The 20,975-nt window shown below is 61.3% G+C and carries 17 protein-coding genes and 1 riboswitch; of the genes, 16 read left to right on the top strand and 1 reads right to left on the bottom strand.

Translation table 11 applies throughout. The features are described from left to right. The first annotated feature begins 15 nt into the window (after positions 1–15). The 14 genes from acs (at position 16) to astE (ending at position 16,051) form a co-directional block, all read left to right on the top strand. Positions 16–1,971, top strand: a complete 1,956-nt coding sequence (gene acs / locus DWF74_RS07830) for an acetate--CoA ligase (RefSeq protein WP_016968106.1) — start codon at positions 16–18, stop codon at positions 1,969–1,971. Between the two features lie 613 nt (positions 1,972–2,584). After that, the gene (locus DWF74_RS07825) at positions 2,585–3,361 is read left to right on the top strand and encodes an ABC transporter substrate-binding protein (RefSeq protein WP_102860678.1); all 777 of its coding nucleotides are present in this window, start codon (positions 2,585–2,587) and stop codon (positions 3,359–3,361) included. Between the two features lie 92 nt (positions 3,362–3,453). Continuing rightward, positions 3,454–4,143, top strand: coding sequence for an ABC transporter permease (locus tag DWF74_RS07820; RefSeq protein ID WP_016968104.1), 690 nt, complete (start codon positions 3,454–3,456; stop codon positions 4,141–4,143). Then, the gene (locus DWF74_RS07815; RefSeq protein WP_102860679.1) at positions 4,140–4,838 is read left to right on the top strand and encodes an ABC transporter permease; all 699 of its coding nucleotides are present in this window, start codon (positions 4,140–4,142) and stop codon (positions 4,836–4,838) included. The genes DWF74_RS07820 and DWF74_RS07815 overlap by 4 nt, the downstream gene beginning before the upstream one ends. 1 nt (position 4,839) lies before the next feature. Next, positions 4,840–5,952: a succinylglutamate desuccinylase/aspartoacylase family protein gene (locus tag DWF74_RS07810; protein WP_110594762.1), complete on the top strand. Its 1,113-nt coding sequence runs from the start codon at positions 4,840–4,842 to the stop codon at positions 5,950–5,952. A 23-nt stretch (positions 5,953–5,975) separates the two neighbouring features. Then, positions 5,976–6,740 (top strand): ABC transporter ATP-binding protein, encoded by a 765-nt coding sequence (locus tag DWF74_RS07805; RefSeq protein ID WP_011062773.1) that lies wholly within the window; start codon positions 5,976–5,978, stop codon positions 6,738–6,740. A 112-nt stretch (positions 6,741–6,852) separates the two neighbouring features. Next, positions 6,853–7,833, top strand: coding sequence for a transcriptional regulator ArgR (argR, locus tag DWF74_RS07800; protein ID WP_102860681.1), 981 nt, complete (start codon positions 6,853–6,855; stop codon positions 7,831–7,833). 411 nt (positions 7,834–8,244) lie between these two features. Next, complete coding sequence (locus tag DWF74_RS07795) at positions 8,245–9,465, top strand: aspartate aminotransferase family protein (RefSeq protein WP_115580709.1); 1,221 nt, start codon at positions 8,245–8,247, stop codon at positions 9,463–9,465. A 132-nt stretch (positions 9,466–9,597) separates the two neighbouring features. Then, entirely contained in the window at positions 9,598–10,617 is a 1,020-nt protein-coding gene (gene aruF, locus DWF74_RS07790; RefSeq protein ID WP_102860683.1) for an arginine/ornithine succinyltransferase subunit alpha, read from the top strand. 85 nt (positions 10,618–10,702) lie between these two features. Next, positions 10,703–11,728 carry an arginine N-succinyltransferase gene (astA, locus tag DWF74_RS07785; protein WP_016968175.1) on the top strand — a complete coding sequence of 342 codons (1,026 nt, stop codon included), beginning with the start codon at positions 10,703–10,705 and terminating at the stop codon, positions 11,726–11,728. Next, positions 11,725–13,194: a succinylglutamate-semialdehyde dehydrogenase gene (astD, locus tag DWF74_RS07780; protein ID WP_162884154.1), complete on the top strand. Its 1,470-nt coding sequence runs from the start codon at positions 11,725–11,727 to the stop codon at positions 13,192–13,194. Before astA ends, astD begins: the two co-directional genes overlap by 4 nt. A gap of 142 nt (positions 13,195–13,336) precedes the next feature. Next, a complete protein-coding gene (astB, locus tag DWF74_RS07775; RefSeq protein WP_115580708.1) occupies positions 13,337–14,683 on the top strand; it encodes an N-succinylarginine dihydrolase in 1,347 nt (448 codons plus the stop codon). A gap of 57 nt (positions 14,684–14,740) precedes the next feature. Continuing rightward, positions 14,741–15,028 carry a topoisomerase II gene (locus DWF74_RS07770; RefSeq protein ID WP_102860686.1) on the top strand — a complete coding sequence of 96 codons (288 nt, stop codon included), beginning with the start codon at positions 14,741–14,743 and terminating at the stop codon, positions 15,026–15,028. Between the two features lie 12 nt (positions 15,029–15,040). Further along, complete coding sequence (gene astE, locus DWF74_RS07765; protein ID WP_115580707.1) at positions 15,041–16,051, top strand: succinylglutamate desuccinylase; 1,011 nt, start codon at positions 15,041–15,043, stop codon at positions 16,049–16,051. 63 nt (positions 16,052–16,114) lie between these two features. Here astE and DWF74_RS07760 read toward each other — a convergent pair whose 3' ends face one another. Beyond that, positions 16,115–16,624, bottom strand: a complete 510-nt coding sequence (locus DWF74_RS07760) for a 6,7-dimethyl-8-ribityllumazine synthase (protein ID WP_102860688.1) — start codon at positions 16,622–16,624, stop codon at positions 16,115–16,117. A gap of 121 nt (positions 16,625–16,745) precedes the next feature. Next, a riboswitch (FMN riboswitch) is annotated at positions 16,746–16,916 on the bottom strand. A 221-nt stretch (positions 16,917–17,137) separates the two neighbouring features. On the opposite strand from DWF74_RS07760, the gene ltaE reads away from it, so the two are divergent. Together ltaE and alaS are read left to right on the top strand one after the other, a co-directional pair. Continuing rightward, a complete protein-coding gene (ltaE, locus tag DWF74_RS07755; RefSeq protein ID WP_102860689.1) occupies positions 17,138–18,142 on the top strand; it encodes a low-specificity L-threonine aldolase in 1,005 nt (334 codons plus the stop codon). A 146-nt stretch (positions 18,143–18,288) separates the two neighbouring features. Next, positions 18,289–20,913, top strand: coding sequence for an alanine--tRNA ligase (gene alaS / locus DWF74_RS07750; RefSeq protein ID WP_115580706.1), 2,625 nt, complete (start codon positions 18,289–18,291; stop codon positions 20,911–20,913). The last annotated feature ends 62 nt before the right edge of the window (positions 20,914–20,975 follow it).

The raw sequence follows: 20,975 nt of genomic DNA, 5'->3' as shown, positions 1-20,975 counted from the left end.
ACCGAGGTAAGAAAGATGAGTGCGGCTTCTCTGTATCCCGTTCGTCCCGAGGTTTTGGCCAATACGCTGACTGACGAGGCGACCTACAAGGCCATGTACCAGCAGTCGGTCGTGAACCCGGACGGTTTCTGGCGCGAACAGGCCAAGCGTCTCGACTGGATCAAGCCTTTTACCACGGTGAAGCAGACCTCCTTCGACGACCACCACGTGGATATCAAGTGGTTCGCCGATGGCACCTTGAACGTCTCCTACAACTGTCTGGATCGCCATCTCGCCGAACGTGGCGATCAGATCGCGATCATCTGGGAAGGCGACGATCCTTCCGAAAGCCGCAACATCACCTACCGCGAACTGCATGAAGAAGTCTGCAAGTTCGCCAACGCCCTGCGCGGCCAGGACGTGCACCGCGGCGACGTGGTGACTATCTATATGCCAATGATCCCCGAAGCGGTGGTGGCCATGCTGGCCTGTACCCGTATCGGCGCGATCCATTCGGTGGTGTTCGGTGGTTTCTCGCCTGAGGCGCTGGCCGGTCGCATTATCGACTGCCGTTCGAAAGTGGTGATCACTGCCGACGAAGGCATCCGGGCCGGCAAGAAGGTGCCGCTCAAGGCCAATGTCGACGACGCCCTGACCAACCCGGAAACCAGCAGCATCCAGAAAGTCATCGTGTGCAAGCGCACCGGTGGCGACATCAAGTGGAACCAGCACCGCGACATCTGGTACGAAGACCTGATGAAAGTGGCCGGCAGCGTCTGTGCTCCGAAAGAGATGGGTGCCGAAGAAGCGCTGTTCATCCTTTACACCTCTGGCTCCACCGGCAAGCCCAAGGGCGTGCAGCACACCACTGGCGGTTACTTGCTCTATGCGTCGCTGACCCATGAGCGGGTGTTCGACTACCGTCCGGGCGAAGTCTACTGGTGCACCGCCGACGTCGGCTGGGTCACCGGCCACACCTATATTGTCTATGGCCCCTTGGCCAACGGCGCCACCACTGTGCTGTTCGAAGGTGTGCCCAACTACCCGGACGTGACCCGGGTGGCGAAGATCGTCGACAAGCACAAGGTCAATATCCTCTACACCGCTCCGACCGCGATCCGCGCCATGATGGCTTCGGGCACCGCTGCCTGTGAAGGCGCCGACGGCAGCAGCCTGCGTCTGCTGGGGTCGGTGGGCGAGCCGATCAACCCGGAAGCCTGGGATTGGTACTACAAGAACGTCGGCCAATCCCGTTGCCCGATCGTCGACACCTGGTGGCAGACCGAAACCGGCGCCACCCTGATGAGCCCGCTGCCGGGGGCGCATGCCCTGAAGCCGGGTTCTGCAGCACGTCCGTTCTTCGGCGTGGTCCCGGCCCTGGTAGACAACCTGGGCAACATCATCGAAGGCGCGGCCGAGGGCAATCTGGTGATCCTCGACTCCTGGCCGGGCCAGGCGCGGACCCTGTACCGCGATCATGATCGTTTCGTCGATACCTACTTCAAGACCTTCCGTGGCATGTACTTCACGGGTGACGGCGCGCGTCGCGATGAAGACGGCTACTACTGGATTACCGGCCGCGTGGACGATGTACTCAACGTGTCCGGGCACCGCATGGGGACCGCCGAGATCGAAAGTGCCATGGTCGCTCACCCTAAAGTTGCCGAAGCGGCGGTGGTGGGCGTGCCTCACGACATCAAGGGCCAGGGCATCTATGTCTATGTGACCCTCAATGGCGGCGAAGAACCGAGCGAAGCCCTGCGTCTGGAGCTGAAGAATTGGGTGCGCAAGGAGATCGGTCCGATCGCCTCGCCGGATGTCATCCAATGGGCGCCGGGCCTGCCGAAAACCCGATCCGGGAAGATCATGCGGCGAATCCTGCGCAAGATTGCCACGGCGGAGTACGACGGTCTGGGCGATATCTCCACCTTGGCCGACCCAAGTGTGGTGCAGCATCTGATTGATACCCACAAGACCATGAACGTCGCCTGAGGCGGGTTCCGAGTCATCCAGCCCCGCTCGGCCTTGTGCCGGGCGGGGCTTTTTTGTGGCCACGTGATGCGCCGGCAAGCTGATTGCTGCGGGGCTGCGTGGTTGTTGCAGGGGGTTGGCTTGTCAGCGAAGAGGGGCGAATAAATATCGGATATTTCCGGCGAGCGCATACGAATGTTACCGATGTTGCCGGAGATGTAACCCCGCGCTCACTTTCGGGGCAAAGGGAAACGCCCGGCCCTATTCCGGGGCCTTTTATACCCTTACAAAAAATAAGTCATCACGCTGCGCTTGCCGGAATAGAAGGCTTTGCGAATAATAGGCCCGCAATTTGCAACATAGATCGGTTTACTGTCTTTTGCTCTTGCATAGATTTGAAGAGCTGTCAATGTGCTGCCCCGGCATTCTCAATGCTTCTGTAATTTGTTGTCGCATTGAGGAAATATCGGCTTCCAGCCTGTCGTTAGAATGCCGGTCACTCGCTCGTCGCTGCCTGTGTGTGAGTCCTCTGCGGAGTTCCCGGGACGCAGCGCGGCAATTCAGGTTTCACCCATTCGCATATTGGGCTGTCGCTCACTCTGCCGTTTTCGCCCTTTACCGATGGAGTTCTAAGATGAAGAAACTCGTGCTTCTTGGCGCCCTGGCACTGTCCGTGCTGTCCTTGCCGACTTTCGCCGATGAAAAGCCGCTGAAAATTGGTATCGAAGCGGCTTACCCTCCGTTTGCCTCCAAGGCGCCGGATGGCAGCATCGTCGGTTTCGACTACGACATCGGCAATGCCCTGTGCGAAGAGATGAAGGTCAAGTGCGTATGGGTCGAGCAAGAGTTCGATGGCCTGATCCCGGCGCTGAAAGTGCGCAAGATCGACGCCATCCTCTCGTCCATGTCGATCACTGACGATCGCAAGAAGTCCGTGGACTTCACTAACAAGTACTACAACACTCCGGCCCGTCTGGTGATGAAGGCCGGTACCCAGGTCAGCGATGGCCTGGCTGAGCTCAAAGGCAAGAATATCGGCGTACAGCGTGGCTCGATCCACGAGCGTTTCGCTCGTGAAGTCCTGGCGCCGCTGGGTGCACAGATCAAGCCTTACGGCTCGCAGAACGAAATCTACCTGGATGTGGCGGCCGGTCGCCTCGACGGCACCGTGGCGGACGCTACGCTGTTGAATGACGGTTTCCTGAAAACCGACGCCGGCAAAGGCTTCGCCTTCGTCGGTCCGGCTTTCACTGATGTCAAATACTTCGGCGATGGCGTAGGGATCGCTGTGCGCAAGGGTGACAAGGCCGATCTGGACAAGATCAACGCTGCCATCGCTGCCATTCGTGAGAATGGCAAGTACAAGCAAATCCAGGACAAGTACTTCGACTTCGACATTTACGGCAAGTAAGACCGTCGAAACAGTCAGTCCGAGATGGCGCAAGCAGCAGAATCTCTGAAGTTTGCGCCATTTTTTCATCCCAATTTTCGAGGACCTGAATCATGTTGAAAGGCTACGGGGCTGTCATCCTCGATGGCGCTTGGCTGACGCTTCAGCTCGCCTTGTCGTCCATGGCCCTGGCCATTGTTCTGGGTCTGATCGGGGTCGCGTTGCGCCTCTCGCCGGTGCGCTGGCTGGCCTGGCTCGGCGATCTGTATTCCACGGTGATCCGTGGCATTCCCGATCTGGTGCTGATCCTGCTGATCTTCTACGGCGGCCAGGACCTGCTGAACCGTGTGGCGCCGCTGCTGGGCTACGACGATTACATCGACCTCAATCCGCTGGCCGCCGGTATCGGCACCCTGGGTTTCATCTTCGGTGCCTACCTGTCGGAAACCTTCCGTGGCGCCTTCATGGCGATTCCCAAGGGGCAGGCCGAAGCAGGCATGGCTTACGGCATGAGCAGCTTCCAGGTGTTCTTCCGGGTGATGGTGCCGCAGATGATTCGCCTGGCGATTCCCGGCTTCACCAACAACTGGCTGGTGCTGACCAAGGCTACCGCGCTGATTTCGGTGGTGGGCCTGCAAGACATGATGTTCAAGGCCAAGCAGGCGGCAGACGCCACTCGCGAGCCTTTCACCTTCTTCCTCGCAGTGGCGGCCATGTACCTGGTAATCACCAGTGTCTCGTTGCTGGCATTGCGTCACCTTGAGAAGCGCTACTCGGTAGGCGTAAGGGCGGCTGATCTATGATCTTCGACTACAACGTCATCTATGACGCCTTGCCGCTGTACTTCAGCGGCTTGCTGACCACTCTGAAGCTGTTGGCACTGTCGCTGTTCTTCGGTTTGCTGGTGGCCTTGCCCTTGGGGCTGATGCGGGTGTCCAAACAGCCATTGGTGAACATGAGCGCCTGGCTCTACACCTATGTAATCCGTGGCACGCCGATGCTGGTGCAGTTGTTCCTGATCTACTACGGCCTGGCCCAGTTTGAAGCGGTGCGTGAGAGTTTCCTCTGGCCCTGGCTGTCCAGTGCGACCTTCTGTGCCTGCCTGGCCTTTGCCGTCAACACCAGCGCCTACACCGCAGAAATCATCGCCGGCAGCCTCAAGGCCACGCCTAACGGTGAGATCGAGGCGGCCAAGGCCATGGGCATGTCGCGCTACAAGATGTATCGCCGCATTCTCCTGCCATCGGCCCTGCGCCGGGCTCTGCCGCAGTACAGCAACGAAGTGATCATGATGCTGCAGACCACCAGTCTGGCCTCCATCGTGACCCTGATCGACATCACCGGCGCGGCGCGCACGGTCAACGCGCAGTACTACCTGCCGTTCGAGGCCTATATCACTGCGGGTGTGTTCTATCTGTGCCTGACGTTCATCCTGGTGCGCCTGTTCAAGCTGGCCGAAGGCCGCTGGCTGCGCTACCTGGCACCGCGGAAGCACTGATATGCAGCGTATCGATCATCCATTGCCCTGGAGCCACCTGGGCAGCGAACGCAGCATCTCGGTGTTCCGTTTCGGCAGTGGCGAGCGCAAGGCCTATATCCAGGCCAGTCTGCATGCCGACGAGTTGCCCGGCATGCGCACCGCTTGGGAGCTGAAGAAGCGCCTGGCCGAACTGGAAGCCGAGGGTGCCCTCAACGGTGTTATCGAGCTGGTGCCCGTGGCCAATCCGCTGGGGCTGGGGCAGTTGCTGCAAGGCAATCACCAGGGGCGTTTCGAGGCTGGCAGCGGCAAGAACTTCAATCGCGACTTCGTCGAGTTGAGCGGGCCTGTGGCCCAGCGCCTGGAAGGGCGCCTGGGGGATGATCCTCACGCCAATGTGCGCTTGATCCGTCAGGCCATGAGCGAAGTGCTGTCCGAATTACCGCCGGCCGCCAGCCAGTTGCAGGGCATGCAGCGGGTGCTCCTGAGTCATGCCTGCACGGCGGATGTGGTGCTGGACCTGCATTGCGATACCGAGGCGGCGCTGCATATGTACGCCTTGCCGCAGCATTGGCCGCAGTGGCGCTCCCTGGCGGCGCACCTGGATGTGAAGGTCGGGTTGCTGGCGGAAGATTCCGGGGGCAGTTCGTTCGATGAAGCCTGCTCGCTGCCCTGGTTGCGTCTGTCGCAACAGTTTCCCGAGGCGCAGATCCCCCTGGCCTGCCTGGCCACCACTCTGGAACTGGGCGGTCAGGCCGACACCGGGCGGCCTCAGGCCGAGGCGCATGCCGCTGGCATCCTGGCGTTTCTCGCCGAGCAGGGGCTGATCGCCGGTGAGTGGCCGGCGCCCGGGCGTGAAGCCTGTGAAGCCATGCCGTTTGAAGGCACCGAATTGCTGTATGCGCCGCACCCCGGCGTGGTGAGCTTTCTGCGTCCGGCCGGTAGCTGGGTGGAAGTGGGCGAACCGATTTTTGAAGTGATTGATCCCCTATCCGATCGGGTCAGTACGGTGTGTGCTGGCACCAGCGGCGTGTTGTTCGCCGTTGAGCGGCTGCGATATGCCCAACCCGGTTTCTGGCTGGCCAAGGTGGCGGGGCGCGAAGCGCTGCGTCACGGGCGCTTGCTCAACGACTGACTGTTTTTGTGAGAACCGACCGCATGTACAAACTTGAAGTCCAAGACCTGCATAAGCGCTATGGCAGTCACGAAGTGCTCAAGGGTGTGTCCCTGAAGGCCGCAGCTGGCGATGTGATCAGCATCATCGGCTCCAGTGGCTCGGGCAAAAGTACCTTTTTGCGCTGCATCAACCTGCTGGAGCAGCCCCATGCCGGTAAGATCCTGCTGAACAACGAAGAGTTGAAGCTGGTGGCCAACAAGGATGGCGCGCTGAAGGCCGCCGATCCCAAGCAGTTGCAGCGCATGCGTTCGCGCCTGTCGATGGTGTTCCAGCACTTCAACCTGTGGTCGCACATGACCGCCATTGAAAACATCATGGAAGCACCGGTGCATGTGCTGGGTGTGTCCAAGGCTGAGGCTCGCGAGAAGGCCGAGCATTACCTGGCCAAGGTGGGTGTGGCGCACCGCAAGGATGCTTACCCGGGGCACATGTCCGGTGGTGAGCAGCAGCGCGTGGCTATCGCCCGGGCTCTGGCCATGGAGCCGGAAGTCATGCTGTTCGACGAGCCGACCTCGGCCCTGGACCCTGAGCTGGTGGGTGACGTGTTGAAGGTCATGCAGGCCCTGGCCCAGGAAGGCCGGACCATGGTGGTGGTGACTCACGAGATGGGCTTTGCCCGTGAAGTCTCCAACCAGTTGGTGTTCCTGCACAAAGGCGTGGTGGAAGAAAGCGGCAACCCGCGGGAAGTGCTGGTGAACCCGCAATCAGAACGTTTGCAACAATTCCTCTCCGGCAGCCTCAAGTAATAGCTGCCGTTATGCACCAAATTAGGTCATGCTGCGCACCGCGCGCCAGATGGTCTAACTTGGTGCTGCCGCCCTTGGCTTCTAACACTGTTTTCGTTTCGGATTGCCCGCCATGACTGCCCATCGAATTGGTTTCCTGATTTGGCCCAGCACTAAAGCCTTGACGCTGGCGCTGGCCGAGGAGGCCTTGCGTGTTGCCCAGCGGGTGCACCCGGACGTGGTTTATGAGCTGGCATTCCTGCAGGCCGAAGCGCCAGTCGAAGGCGCCTGGCAACTGCCGGGGGAGCCTTGGGCGGGCAAGCTTGAAGGTTGTCAGAAGTTGTTCCTGCTGGCCGATGAGCCGCCGGCACCGATGAGTTCGACCCTCAGTAGCGCCCTCAAGCAGCTGGTGCGTGCCGGCTGTGTGATTGGGGGGTTGTCCGCCGGGGTTTACCCGCTGGCCCAACTGGGTCTGCTCGATGGTTATCGGGCGGCGGTGCACTGGCGCTGGCAGGACGATTTTGCCGAACGTTTCCCCAAGGTCATTGCCACCAGCCATCTGTTCGATTGGGATCGTGATCGCCTGACGGCCTGTGGCGGCATGTCGGTGCTGGATCTGTTGCTGGCGGTGCTGGCGCGCGATCACGGTGCCGAGCTGGCCGGCGCGGTGTCGGAAGAACTGGTGGTGGAGCGCATCCGCGAGGGCGGCGAGCGTCAGCGGATTCCGCTGCAGAACCGTCTGGGCTCCAGCCATCCGAAGCTGACTCAGGCCGTGCTGCTGATGGAGGCCAATATCGAAGAGCCGCTGACCACCGACGAAATTGCCCAGCATGTCTGTGTGTCCCGACGTCAGTTGGAGCGGATCTTCAAGCAATACCTGAATCGGGTGCCCAGCCAGTATTACCTGGAACTGCGCCTGAACAAGGCCCGACAGATGCTGATGCAGACCAGCAAGTCGATCATTCAGATCGGCCTGTCCTGCGGCTTCTCCTCCGGTCCGCACTTCTCCAGTGCCTACCGCAATTTCTTTGGCGCCACCCCCCGTGAAGATCGCAATCAACGGCGCAGCAGCAGCCCGTTCGAACTCTCCTCCGTACCAGCCGAGCGCGGCTGACCCCGTCCGTTAGGTGTCGGCGTGCCGGCCAATCCCACGGGCAACCCGCTCACCGCGCAACATCCCGATCGACGCCTTGTGGTCGCAATGCCGATAACCGTTTCGAGGTTTGGGGCCGCTCGCCACGTAACTATCTGAATAGCAATCTGAATAGCAATCTGAATAGCAACCTGGATAACTACCTGGGTAATTACCTTGGGCAAATTGCCCGGCGAATCTGCCGCTAGAGCCTTGCGCAGTTTAAACTGCGCCTTTGCGACGCTATTTGTCGCATTGCCATAAACCCGCGTAAAACCTGGGTTGGCGCTATAAGAAGTTGTCGCTTGGCGACAAGGCCGGGCACAAAACTGTCCTTACAATCCCTCCATCGCTCGCCAGTTTCAGGCGGGTGTTCCTCTTCAGGAGACTCCGATGTCCGTTGAGCAAGCTCCGGTGCAACGCGCCGATTTCGACCAGGTGATGGTTCCCAACTACGCACCTGCGGCTTTCATTCCTGTGCGCGGCGCGGGGTCTCGAGTCTGGGATCAGTCGGGACGGGAGCTGATCGACTTCGCTGGCGGCATTGCGGTCAACGTACTGGGCCACGCCCATCCGGCGCTGGTGGGGGCTCTGACCGAGCAGGCCAATAAACTGTGGCATGTGTCCAACGTGTTCACCAACGAGCCGGCCCTGCGTCTGGCGCACAAGCTGATCGACGCCACCTTCGCTGAGCGCGCGTTCTTCTGTAACTCCGGTGCAGAAGCCAACGAGGCCGCCTTCAAGCTGGCCCGTCGCGTGGCTCACGATCGTTTCGGTGCCGAGAAGTACGAAATCATCGCCGCGCTGAACAGCTTCCACGGGCGCACCCTGTTCACGGTGAACGTCGGTGGCCAGTCGAAGTATTCCGATGGCTTCGGTCCGAAAATCACCGGCATCACCCATGTGCCGTACAACGACCTGGCTGCTCTGAAGGCCGCGGTTTCCGACAAGACCTGCGCCGTGGTGCTGGAGCCGATCCAGGGCGAAGGCGGCGTGCTGCCGGCCGAACTGGCCTATCTGCAGGGCGCTCGCGAGCTGTGCGATCAGCACAACGCGCTGTTGGTGTTCGACGAAGTACAAACCGGCATGGGCCGCAGCGGTGAGCTGTTTGCCTACCAGTATTACGGCGTGACTCCGGACATCCTCACCAGCGCCAAGAGCCTGGGCGGCGGCTTCCCGATCGCGGCGATGCTGACCACCGAAGCGTTGGCCAAGCACCTGGTGGTTGGCACCCACGGCACCACCTACGGCGGCAACCCGCTGGCGTGTGCCGTGGCCGAGGCGGTGATCGATGTGATCAATACCCCCGAGGTACTCAATGGCGTGAAGGCCAAGCACGATCGCTTCAAGACCCGTCTGCTGCAGATCAGCGAGAAGTACGGCCTGTTCACTGAAGTCCGCGGCCTGGGCCTGTTGCTCGGTTGCGTGCTCAGCGAAGCCTGGAAAGGCAAGGCCAAGGACGTGTTCAACGCTGCCGAGAAAGAAGGCCTGATGATTCTGCAAGCAGGTCCCGACGTGGTGCGCTTTGCCCCGAGCCTGGTGATCGAGGATGCCGATATCGACGCCGGCCTGGACCGCTTCGAGCGCGCCGTGGCGAAACTGACTCAAGCCTGATCCAGGTAGCAGTACTTCTCGGCGTCGGCTTTAGTGGCCGGCGTCGAGCCTAATTCCTGTGCCGGGCTGTCCCGGCATTTTTTTCCCTGAGTCGGACGGTTTCCGACCTGTTTTAGAGTAAGGAGTGACACCATGCTGGTGATGCGCCCCGCGCAAATGGCTGATCTGGGCGAGGTACAGCGTCTGGCTGCAGACAGCCCGATTGGTGTCACCTCCTTGCCGGACGATGTGGACCGCTTGAGCGACAAGATCGCTGCAAGCGAGGCTTCGTTCGCTGCTGAAGTGAGCTTCAACGGTGAGGAAAGCTACTTTTTCGTCCTGGAAGACACCGACAGCGGCAAGCTGGTGGGGTGTTCGGCCATCGTCGCGTCCGCCGGTTATTCCGAGCCGTTCTACAGCTTCCGTAATGAAACCTTTGTCCATGCGTCCCGCGAGCTGAAGATCCATAACAAGATTCACGTCCTGTCCCAGTGCCACGACCTGACCGGCAACAGTCTGTTGACCAGTTTCTATGTGGTGCCGGAGCTGGTGGGATCGCCCTGGTCGGAGCTCAACTCCCGGGGCCGCCTGCTGTTCGTTGCCAGCCACCCGGAGCGTTTCGCCGATTCGGTGGTGACCGAGATCGTCGGCTACAGCGATGAGCACGGTGATTCGCCGTTCTGGGACGCCATCGGGCGTAATTTCTTCGACCTCAACTACGCTGAGGCCGAGCGTCTGTGCGGCCTGAAGAGCCGGACCTTCCTTGCCGAGCTGATGCCTCATTACCCGATCTACGTGCCGCTGCTGCCGGACGCCGCCCAGGAAGCCATGGGCCAGGTGCACCCGCGGGCGCAGATCACCTTCGACATCCTGATGCGCGAAGGTTTTGAGACCGATCACTACATCGACATTTTCGACGGCGGTCCGACCTTGCATGCACGGGTTTCGGGAATCCGCTCCATTGCCCAGAGTCGCGTGGTGCCAGTGAAGATTGGCGAAGCGCTCAAGGGCGGTGGTCGTCAGTACCTGGTGTCCAACGGTCAGTTGCAGGATTACCGCGCGGTGTTGCTGGAGCTGGATTACGCCCCGGGCAAACCGGTCACCCTGGATCTGCAAGCCGCCGAAGCCCTGGGCGTCGGCGAAGGTGCCAGCGTGCGTCTGGTGGCGGTTTAAAGCCTGCTTCCATTACCTGGAAAGCATGCCTGGAAAGCAGCGAGTTTCGCGCAGGCCATCAGCGGCCTGCGTCTGAGGAGATAGCATGATCGTTCGTCCCGTACGCAGCAGCGATTTACCCGCGCTGATCGACCTGGCCCGCAGCACCGGCACCGGCCTCACCACCTTGCCGGCCAACGAAGAGCGCCTGACTCACAGGGTTGGCTGGGCGGAAAAGACCTTTCGCGGCGAAGCCGAGCGTGGCGATGCGGACTACCTGTTTGTGCTGGAAGACGACAACGGCCGGGTGGTGGGGATTTCCGCCATCGCCGGCGCCGTCGGCTTGCGCGAGCCCTGGTACAACTTCCGGGTCGGCCTGACGGTCAGCGCCTCCCAGGAGCTGAACATCTACCGCGAGATCCCCACGCTGTTCCTGGCCAACGACCTGACCGGCAACTCCGAGCTGTGCTCGCTGTTCCTGCATGCCGATTACCGCACCGGCCTCAACGGCCGCATGCTGGCCAAGGCGCGGATGCTGTTCATTGCCGAGTTCCCGCAGCTGTTCGGCAACAAGATCATTGCCGAGATGCGCGGCATGTCTGATGAGAATGGTCGTTCGCCATTCTGGGAGAGCCTGGGCCGGCACTTCTTCAAGATGGAGTTCAGCCAGGCGGATTACCTGACCGGGGTCGGCAACAAGGCGTTCATCGCCGAGCTGATGCCCAAGTTTCCGCTGTACACCTGCTTCCTGTCCGAGGATGCACGCAACGTGATCGGCAAGGTCCACACCGACACCGAGCCGGCCCTGGCCATGCTCAAGAGTGAAGGTTTCAGCTACCAGGGCTATGTCGACATCTTCGACGCCGGCCCGGCGGTGGAGTGCGAGACCAGCAAGATCCGCGCGGTACGTGACAGCCAGGCATTGGTGCTGGCCATCGGCACCCCAGGCGACGACGCCACGCCGTTCCTGATCCACAACCGTAAACGCGAGGACTGCCGCATCACTGCGGCGCCTGCACGCTTCGCCGCGGGCACCTTGGTGGTTGATCCTCTGACCGCCAAACGCCTGCAACTCAACGCCGGCGACCAGGTCCGCGCGGTTCCGCTGTCTGCTTCTCGGGAGTCGAAATAATGAGCACGCTGTACATCGCTGGCCAATGGCTGGCCGGCCAGGGCGAAGCCTTCACCTCGGTCAATCCGGTGACCCAGGCGGTTATCTGGTCCGGTAACGGCGCCACGGCCGCGCAAGTGGAAAGCGCCGTGCAGGCCGCCCGCCAGGCGTTTCCAGCCTGGGCCAAGCGCTCTCTGGAAGAGCGCATCAGCGTGCTCGAGGCCTTTGCCGCCAGCCTGAAGGCGCGGGCCGACGAACTGGCCCGCTGCATCGGTGAGGAAACCGGCAAGCCGCTGTGGGAAGCCGCCACCGAAGTCACCAGCATGGTCAACAAGATCGCCATCTCGGTGCAAAGCTACCGCGAGCGCACCGGCGAGAAGAGCGGCCCCTTGGGCGACGCCACCGCTGTGCTGCGACACAAGCCCCACGGCGTGGTGGCGGTGTTCGGCCCTTACAACTTCCCGGGGCACTTGCCTAACGGGCACATCGTTCCCGCGCTGCTGGCGGGCAACAGCGTGCTGTTCAAACCCAGCGAGCTGACGCCGAAAGTCGCCGAGCTGACGGTGCAGTGCTGGATCGAAGCCGGCTTGCCGGCAGGCGTCCTCAACCTGCTGCAAGGCGCCCGGGAAACCGGTATCGCCCTGGCCGCCAATCCGGGTATCGATGGTTTGTTCTTCACCGGTTCCAGCCGCACCGGCAATCATCTGCACCAGCAATTTGCCGGGCGTCCGGACAAGATCCTGGCGCTGGAAATGGGCGGCAACAACCCGCTGGTGGTGGATCAGGTCGCTGATCTGGATGCGGCGGTGTACACCATCATCCAGTCGGCCTTCATTTCGGCCGGCCAGCGCTGCACCTGCGCCCGCCGCCTGCTGGTGCCACAAGGCGCCTGGGGTGATGGGTTGCTGGCGCGCCTGGTGGCGGTCAGCGCGAGCATCGATGTCGGTGCCTATGACCAGCAGCCGGCGCCGTTCATGGGTTCGGTGATTTCCCTGGGCGCCGCTCGCGCGCTGATGGACGCGCAGCAGCAACTGTTGGCCAATGGCGCCGTGGCCTTGCTGGAAATGACCCAGCCCCAGGCTCAGGCCGCTTTGCTGACCCCAGGCATTCTGGATGTGACGGCAGTGGCTGAGCGTCCCGATGAAGAGCTGTTCGGGCCCTTGCTGCAAGTGATCCGCTACGCTGATTTCGATGGGGCCATTGCCGAGGCCAACAACACTCAGTACGGCCTGGCTGCCGGTCTGTTGTCGGATTCTGCCGAGCGTTACCAGCAGTTCTGGCTGCAGAGCCGTGCCGGGATCGTCAACTGGAACAAACAGTTGACCGGTGCCGCTAGCAGCGCGCCGTTTGGTGGTGTTGGGGCTTCGGGCAACCATCGGGCCAGTGCCTATTACGCGGCGGATTACTGCGCGTATCCGGTGGCTTCCCTGGAAACCCCGAGCCTGGTGCTGCCGAGCGCGTTGACGCCGGGTGTGCGCTTGTCCTGATTCGAGAGGCCTTTATGGTCTCTTCGCCGGCCAGCCGGCTCTTGCAGATATGTAGGAGCCGGCTGGCTGGCGAACGAGCGCGAAACGCGCGCCCTGTGTAAATACCGATGCCTATAACAAACAGATTCGTGGAGCCTCGCTGATGAAATCCTATGAAGTCAATTTTGACGGTCTAGTGGGGCCGACCCATAACTACGGCGGTTTGTCCTACGGCAACGTCGCCTCCCAGAGCAACAGCCAGCAGGGCTCCAATCCCAAGGAAGCGGCGCTGCAGGGCCTGGCGAAAATGAAAGCGCTGATGGACATGGGCTTCCAGCAAGGCGTGCTCGCCCCGCAGGAGCGGCCTGATGTTGCGGCCTTGCGCAAACTGGGTTTTGCCGGGACTGATGCGCAAGTCATCCAGCAAGCCGCCCAGCAGGCGATGCCCTTGCTGGTCGCCAGTTGCTCGGCATCGAGCATGTGGGTGGCCAACGCCGCCACCGTCAGCCCGAGTGCCGACACCGCCGATGGCCGCGTGCATTTCACCGCCGCCAACTTGAACTGCAAATACCACCGCAGCATCGAGCATCCGACCACCAGCCGTGTGCTGGGGGCGATGTTCGCCGACCAGAAACACTTTGCCCATCACGCCGCGTTGCCGGCGGTGGCGCAGTTCGGTGATGAAGGCGCGGCCAACCACACCCGCTTCTGCCGTGATTACGGCCAGGCCGGTGTCGAGTTCTTCGTTTTCGGTCGCAGCGCGTTCGACAACCGCTACCCGGCACCGCAGAAGTACCCGGCACGTCAGACCCTGGAAGCCTCGCAAGCCGTGGCGCGTCTGCATGGCCTGAGCGAGGAGGGTGTGGTCTATGCCCAGCAGAATCCCTCGGTGATCGACCAGGGCGTGTTCCACAACGACGTGATCGCCGTGGGCAATGGCGAGGTGCTGTTCTATCACGAGGACGCCTTCCTCGAGACCGAGAAGATGCTCGCTGAACTGCAGGGCAAACTGGGCAAGCGCGGCGGCAACTTCCAGTCGATTTGTGTGCCGCGCTCGCAGGTGACGGTGGAAGATGCCGTGCGCTCCTACCTGTTCAACAGCCAACTGCTGTCCCGTGCCGATGGTTCGATGCTGCTGATCGTGCCGGAAGAATGCCGCAGCAACGAGCGGGTCTGGCAGTACCTGCAAAGCCTCACCAGCTCGGGTGGCCTGATCCGCGAAGTGAAGGTTTTCGATCTCAAGCAGAGCATGCAGAACGGCGGTGGCCCCGCTTGTCTGCGTCTGCGAGTGGCGCTGAATGAAACCGAGCTGGCGGCAGTCAATCCTGGGGTTATCATGACCGCGCCGTTGTACGACACCCTGACCCAGTGGGTCGGCAAGCACTACCGCGACCGCCTCAGTGAAAGTGATCTGGCGGACCCGCAGCTGTTGCTTGAATGCCGGACGGCACTGGATGAACTGACGCAAATCCTTAAACTGGGCGCGGTTTATCCCTTCCAGATCAATTGAAAGCCCGCGCCCGGCGATCCCGGGCGCGCCGCTTCACCCCAGATGAGAACGACCCCCATGAGCGATACCCTGCAACTGATCCTTGAAGACACCGACGGCACCCAACTGCAAACCTCCTGCACCCGCTTCGCGGTGCTGTGGCAGGGCAAGGAAGTGTGGATCCAGCAGGACGGCCGTGGCCAATTGCTGATCGGCGTGGACGTGGAAGAGGGCGATGCCGAATACGCCAGCCTGTTGCTGCGTCCGCTGGCAACCAACCTGGTCAGCCTGCAACTGGAAATGGAACCGGCCGACGCTGGTGAAGATGATCACGTGCATGGCCCTGACTGCGGTCACGCTCACTAAGGAAGCCGCTTTATGCTCGCCCTCGGCAAACTGCTTGAACTGACCCTCGCCGGCCGTGAACCGGCAGAGAAGACTCAACTGACTGTCGACGGCGTGCGCATGCGCTGGCTGAGCGAGGGCGCCCTGGAAGTACGGCCGCCTGAAGCTCGGGATAACGGTCTGGACCTGTTGCTGTCCGCCGGTATCCACGGCAACGAGACAGCCCCCATCGAGCTGCTCGACCGTTTGTTGCATGACATTGCCCGGGGCGATTTGAAGCCCAGGGCGCGCATTCTGTTCCTGTTCGGCAACCCCGAGGCCATGCGCCGTGGCGAGCGATTCGTCGAGCAGGACGTCAATCGGCTGTTCAACGGTCGGCATGAATTGAGCAGTGGTTTCGAAGCCCTGAGGGCTTGCGAGCTGGAACGTCTGGCGGCGAGCTTCTTCAACCTGCCGGGGCGCGAACGCTTGCACTACGATCTGCACACGGCGATCCGTGGCTCGAAGATCGAGCAGTTTGCCCTCTATCCGTGGAAGGATGGGCGTCAGCATTCGCGCCGTGAACTGGCGCGCCTGCGGGCGGCGGGTATGGAGGCGGTGCTGCTGCAGAACAAGCCTTCCATTGTCTTCAGCGCCTACACCTACGATCAGCTGGGGGCCGAGTCCTTCACCCTGGAGTTGGGCAAGGCACGGCCGTTCGGGCAGAACCAGGGGGTCAATGTCGAGCGCCTGGAAACCCGTCTCAAGCACATCATCGAAGGCACCGAGCCAGAGCCCGAACAGGACACCCTCAATGGCTTGAAACTGTTCAGCGTGGCGCGGGAAATCATCAAGCACAGCGACAGCTTCCACCTGCATTTGCCGGCGGACGTCGAGAACTTTTCCGAGTTGGAAGTGGGTTACCTGCTGGCCGAGGATATCGCCCAGACCCGTTGGGTCATTGAGGAAGAGGGCGCGCGGATCATTTTTCCCAATCCCAAGGTCAAGAACGGCCTGCGTGCGGGGATTCTGATTGTGCCGGCATCGGCTGACGGCCTGGCCTGAAGGAGCGTTCGCCGACAAGCCGAGCCCCCGCAGGAGCCAGCTTGCCGGCGATATCGCTAACGTTTAAACCGCTACCGCACGCTGCTCGTTACGGCGCAGGGCGCGAACTTTCTGCAGGGTATCGGCGCAGGTCTTTGCCGCTTCCTGGCCCTTGTGCACGAAGTGCTCGAAGAAGAACTTCTGATGCTCTTCGCCTGCGTGGAAGTGATGCGGGGTCAGCACCACGGAGAATACCGGCACTTCGGTTTCCAACTGCACCTGCATCAGGCCGCTGATCACCGACTGGGCGACGAACTCATGGCGGTAGATGCCGCCGTCCACCACCAGCCCCGCAGCGACGATCCCGGTGTAGCGACCGGACTTGGCCAGCAGTTTGGCGTGCAGAGGAATCTCGAAGGCGCCGCCGACTTCGAAGAAGTCGATATCGCTTTCCTGATAACCCTGGGCGAGCATTTCCGCGACGAAACCCTGGCGGCTCTGATCGACGATTTCCTTGTGCCAGCAGGCCTGGATAAAGGCGATACGCTCGTTGGGGTGGTGTTTGCTTTTGCTATCGATTGCGGTGGGTTGCATCTGTTCTGACTCCTGTTTGTATGAAAAACAGGGCGTATATGAATCGAATGGGATTTAAGGGTGCGCGCAGAACGGCCGTGGATTTCCCACGAGCTGCCCGGCAGCGGCCCTTTGGCGCCAATCCCGTTCTCTCTTCATCCGGACTATGACCGTCGGCCCCGGAATCACACCGGGTCTGCTGACCTTGTTGGCACCTGTGGACTTGCCACGGGCATCGCCAAGCGCTCGCGGGCTATGCACATTGCGCGCAATTACCGCCGGTGGGGAATTACACCCCGCCCTGAGAACGATTGCCCGCGAGTTTTTCGCGGGCGGTGAGTTTTTAACACAGATTTGGCGGGGAAGCATTGTGCCTTTTGGATAATGTTCATCAGATTTTTCACCCTGTGGCACAAGGTTTTCTACAGTTGCTGCTTGATTAATCGGCCGTGGGGCCGCAGTAATTCGTTTCGAAAGGGAATTCCCCCTGTTCAGCGCGGACCTTGCGGTCCCCCGTAGTTGGAGCCAGATGTGATGAGCGTGATCGATCTTCGTAGTGACACCGTGACCCAGCCGACTCCCGGCATGCTCGAGGCCATGGCTTGCGCCCGTACCGGAGACGATGTCTACGGCGAAGACCCGACGGTCAATCAGTTGGAGGCGGAACTGGCACAACGCCTGGGATTTGCCGCGGCCCTATTTGTACCTTCCGGCACCATGAGCAATCTGCTGGCCTTGATGGCCCACTGCGAGCGAGGCGATGAGTACATCGTCGGCCAGCAGGCCCACACCTATAAATATGAAGGAGGTGGTGCCGCGGTGCTGGGATCGATCCAGCCTCAGCCGCTGGAGCTACAGGCCGACGGTTCCCTGGACCTGGATCAGGTGGCGGCCGCGATCAAGCCCGATGACTTTCATTTTGCCCGCACACGCTTGCTGGCCCTGGAAAACACCATGCAGGGCAAGGTGCTGCCCCTGGCTTACCTGGCCCAGGCCCGGGCCTTTACCCGTGAGCGGGGGCTGGCCCTGCACCTGGATGGTGCGCGCTTGTATAACGCGGCGGTGAAGCTGGGGGTGGATGCCCGGGTGATCACCGAACACTTCGATTCGGTATCGGTGTGCCTGTCCAAGGGACTCGGTGCGCCAGTGGGCTCGGTGTTGTGCGGCTCCCGTGAACTGATCGGCAAGGCGCGGCGCCTGCGCAAGATGGTCGGCGGTGGCATGCGCCAGGCCGGTGGGCTGGCGGCAGCGGGGCTGTATGCCCTGGAGCATCAGGTACAGCGTCTGGCGGATGACCATGCCAATGCGCAACTGCTGGCCCAGGGGCTGAGCCAGGCGGGCTTCAGTGTCGAGCCGGTGCAGACCAATATGGTGTATGTGCAGATGGGGGATAGGGCCGAAGCCCTCAAGGCGTTCGCCGCTGAGCGAGGGATCAGCCTCAGTGCCGCGTCACGGCTGCGTCTGGTGACCCATTTGGATGTCAGTTCCGGGCAAATCGAACAAGTGGTGCGCACTTTTGCCGAGTTTTCCCGTAACTGACAGTGTTCTCCGTCCAATTGACTGTTTGTATCGTACAAACACGCTGTACCAAGTGATTAACGCCGATATAATGCGGCCCTTTGCCGTCGTTTCGTCTGTTGACGTTGCGCACAGGCCTTTGGCCGCAGTCTCCGTGGAAGAACCTAATGAAAAGCGCAGAAATCCGTGAAGCCTTCCTCCGCTTCTTCGAAGAGCAAGGCCACACCCGTGTAGCCTCCAGCTCCTTGATCCCAGGCAACGACCCCACCCTGCTGTTCACCAACGCGGGGATGAACCAATTCAAGGATTGCTTCCTGGGCCAGGAAAAGCGCGCTTATACCCGCGCTGTGAGCAGCCAGAAGTGCGTCCGCGCCGGCGGCAAGCACAACGACCTGGAAAACGTCGGTTATACCGCTCGTCACCACACCTTCTTCGAAATGCTGGGCAACTTCAGCTTCGGCGACTACTTCAAGCGTGACGCCATCACGTTCGCCTGGACCTTCCTGACCTCCGACAAGTGGCTGAACCTGCCGAAGGAAAAGCTCTGGGTCACGGTTTACGCCAGCGACGATGAGGCTTACGACATCTGGACCAAAGAGGTCGGGGTGCCGGCCGAGCGCATGGTGCGCATCGGTGACAACAAGGGCGCGCCCTACGCTTCCGACAACTTCTGGACCATGGGCGATACTGGCCCTTGCGGCCCTTGCACCGAGATTTTCTACGATCACGGCGCCGATATCTGGGGCGGCCCACCCGGTTCGCCTGAAGAGGACGGTGACCGTTACATCGAAATCTGGAACAACGTGTTCATGCAGTTCAACCGCACCGCCGATGGCGTGCTGCACCCCCTGCCAGCACCGTCGGTGGACACCGGCATGGGCCTGGAGCGGATCAGCGCGGTGCTGCAGCATGTGCATTCGAACTATGAAATCGACCTGTTCCAGAGCCTGCTGGACGCAGCGGCCAAGGCCATCGGTTGCACCAACGATGCCCAGGCTTCGCTTAAAGTCGTGGCTGACCACATCCGTTCCTGTGGCTTCCTGATTGCCGATGGCGTACTGCCATCCAACGAAGGCCGTGGCTACGTACTGCGCCGGATCATTCGTCGCGCTTGCCGTCACGGCAACAAGCTGGGGGCCAAGGGCAGCTTCTTCTACCTGATCGTCGCGGCCCTGGTGGCCGAAATGGGCGAAGCCTTCCCAGAGCTGAAATCCCAGCAGGCGCATATCGAACGCGTGCTGAAAGCTGAAGAAGAACAGTTCGCCAAGACCCTGGAGCAGGGTCTGAAGATCCTCGAGCAGGACCTGGCGGCACTCGAAGGCTCGGTAGTGCCGGGCGACGTGGTGTTCAAGCTCTACGACACCTACGGTTTCCCCATGGACCTGACCGGTGACATCGCCCGTGAGCGCAGCCTGACCCTCGATGAGGAAGGTTTCGAGCGCGAGATGGAAGCCCAGCGGGTACGTGCCCGTTCCGCCAGTTCCTTCGGCATGGACTACAACAGCCTGGTCAAGGTCGATGTGGCCACCGAGTTCACCGGCTATCACGCCACCAGCGGTTCGGCCAAAGTGGTCGCTCTCTATAAAGAAGGGCAATCGGTCGACGTACTGAATGAAGGCGAAGAGGGGGTTGTGGTTCTCGACCAGACTCCGTTCTACGCCGAGTCCGGCGGACAGATCGGTGACTGCGGTTACCTGCAGGCCGGCAATGCGCGCTTTGATGTGCGCGACACCACCAAGACCGGCGGTGCGTTCCTGCACCACGGCGTACTAGCGTCGGGCAGTCTGATCGTGGGGGCTGCAGTCGATGCTCAGGTCGACGCCGACGTGCGTCACGCCACTTCGCTGAACCATTCGGCCACCCACTTGCTGCACGCCGCACTGCGCCAGGTACTGGGCGAGCACGTACAGCAGAAAGGCTCTCTGGTGGACAGTCAGCGCCTGCGTTTCGACTTCAGCCACTTTGAAGCGATCAAGCCTGAGCAGATCAAGGCGCTGGAAGACATCGTAAACGCCGAGATTCGCAAGAACACTGCGGTGGAAACCGAAGAAACCGACATCGACACCGCCAAGAAGAAGGGCGCTATGGCGCTGTTCGGCGAGAAGTACGGCGACAGCGTGCGCGTACTGAGCATGGGCGGTGATTTCTCGGTGGAGCTGTGCGGTGGCATTCACGCCAACCGTACCGGCGACATCGGCTTGCTGAAGATCACCAGCGAAGGCGGCGTGGCTTCCGGTGTGCGGCGTATTGAAGCGGTCACCGGTGCTGCGGCCCTGGCGTACCTGAACGCTGCGGAAGAACAACTCAAGGAAGCGGCGACCCTGGTCAAGGGCAGTCGCGACAACCTGATCGACAAGCTGTCGGCGGTGCTGGAGCGCAATCGTCTGCTGGAGAAGCAGCTCGAGCAGTTGCAGGCCAAGGCTGCCAGCGCTGCGGGTGACGATCTGTCCGCCCAGGCGGCAGACGTCAAGGGCGTGAAAGTGTTGGCTGCGCGTCTTGATGGCCAGGACGGCAAGGCGCTGTTGGCGCTGGTGGATCAGTTGAAAAACAAACTCGGTCGCGCAGTGATCCTGCTCGGCAGTGTCCATGAGGAAAAGGTCGTACTGGTTGCAGGTGTAACCAAGGACCTGACTGGCCAACTCAAAGCCGGTGATTTGATGAAACAAGCCGCTGCGGCAGTGGGCGGGAAGGGTGGTGGTCGTCCAGACATGGCTCAAGGCGGTGGTGTTGATGCTGCTGCGCTGGATGCGGCACTGGCCCTGACCGTGCCATTTGTCGAACAGGGTATTTAAGGCGCCGAGCCGGGCCCGTCGTCTAGTGGCGGGTCCATGCGCTGTGCAGTTTGATTGATTAA

Origin of the sequence: Pseudomonas protegens (genome assembly GCF_003363755.1) — a bacterium.
Classification (GTDB): Bacteria; Pseudomonadota; Gammaproteobacteria; order Pseudomonadales; family Pseudomonadaceae; genus Aquipseudomonas; species Aquipseudomonas danubii.
The sequence above is the reverse complement of the archived record's forward strand: the minus strand, read 5'-3'. Positions and strand labels throughout refer to the sequence as shown.

What these genes read in the sequence shown, in the direction of transcription:
- astB (WP_115580708.1), top strand. Translation starts at nt 13,337, where the DNA reads ATGAAATCCTATGAAGTCAATTTTGACGGTCTAGTGGGGCCGACCCAT.
- DWF74_RS07815 (WP_102860679.1), top strand. Translation starts at nt 4,140, where the DNA reads ATGATCTTCGACTACAACGTCATCTATGACGCCTTGCCGCTGTACTTC.
- DWF74_RS07805 (WP_011062773.1), top strand. Translation starts at nt 5,976, where the DNA reads ATGTACAAACTTGAAGTCCAAGACCTGCATAAGCGCTATGGCAGTCAC.
- ltaE (WP_102860689.1), top strand. Translation starts at nt 17,138, where the DNA reads ATGAGCGTGATCGATCTTCGTAGTGACACCGTGACCCAGCCGACTCCC.
- DWF74_RS07760 (WP_102860688.1), bottom strand. Translation starts at nt 16,624, where the DNA reads ATGCAACCCACCGCAATCGATAGCAAAAGCAAACACCACCCCAACGAG.
- aruF (WP_102860683.1), top strand. Translation starts at nt 9,598, where the DNA reads ATGCTGGTGATGCGCCCCGCGCAAATGGCTGATCTGGGCGAGGTACAG.
- DWF74_RS07795 (WP_115580709.1), top strand. Translation starts at nt 8,245, where the DNA reads ATGTCCGTTGAGCAAGCTCCGGTGCAACGCGCCGATTTCGACCAGGTG.
- DWF74_RS07770 (WP_102860686.1), top strand. Translation starts at nt 14,741, where the DNA reads ATGAGCGATACCCTGCAACTGATCCTTGAAGACACCGACGGCACCCAA.
- acs (WP_016968106.1), top strand. Translation starts at nt 16, where the DNA reads ATGAGTGCGGCTTCTCTGTATCCCGTTCGTCCCGAGGTTTTGGCCAAT.
- DWF74_RS07810 (WP_110594762.1), top strand. Translation starts at nt 4,840, where the DNA reads ATGCAGCGTATCGATCATCCATTGCCCTGGAGCCACCTGGGCAGCGAA.
- DWF74_RS07820 (WP_016968104.1), top strand. Translation starts at nt 3,454, where the DNA reads ATGTTGAAAGGCTACGGGGCTGTCATCCTCGATGGCGCTTGGCTGACG.
- astE (WP_115580707.1), top strand. Translation starts at nt 15,041, where the DNA reads ATGCTCGCCCTCGGCAAACTGCTTGAACTGACCCTCGCCGGCCGTGAA.
- argR (WP_102860681.1), top strand. Translation starts at nt 6,853, where the DNA reads ATGACTGCCCATCGAATTGGTTTCCTGATTTGGCCCAGCACTAAAGCC.
- alaS (WP_115580706.1), top strand. Translation starts at nt 18,289, where the DNA reads ATGAAAAGCGCAGAAATCCGTGAAGCCTTCCTCCGCTTCTTCGAAGAG.
- astA (WP_016968175.1), top strand. Translation starts at nt 10,703, where the DNA reads ATGATCGTTCGTCCCGTACGCAGCAGCGATTTACCCGCGCTGATCGAC.
- DWF74_RS07825 (WP_102860678.1), top strand. Translation starts at nt 2,585, where the DNA reads ATGAAGAAACTCGTGCTTCTTGGCGCCCTGGCACTGTCCGTGCTGTCC.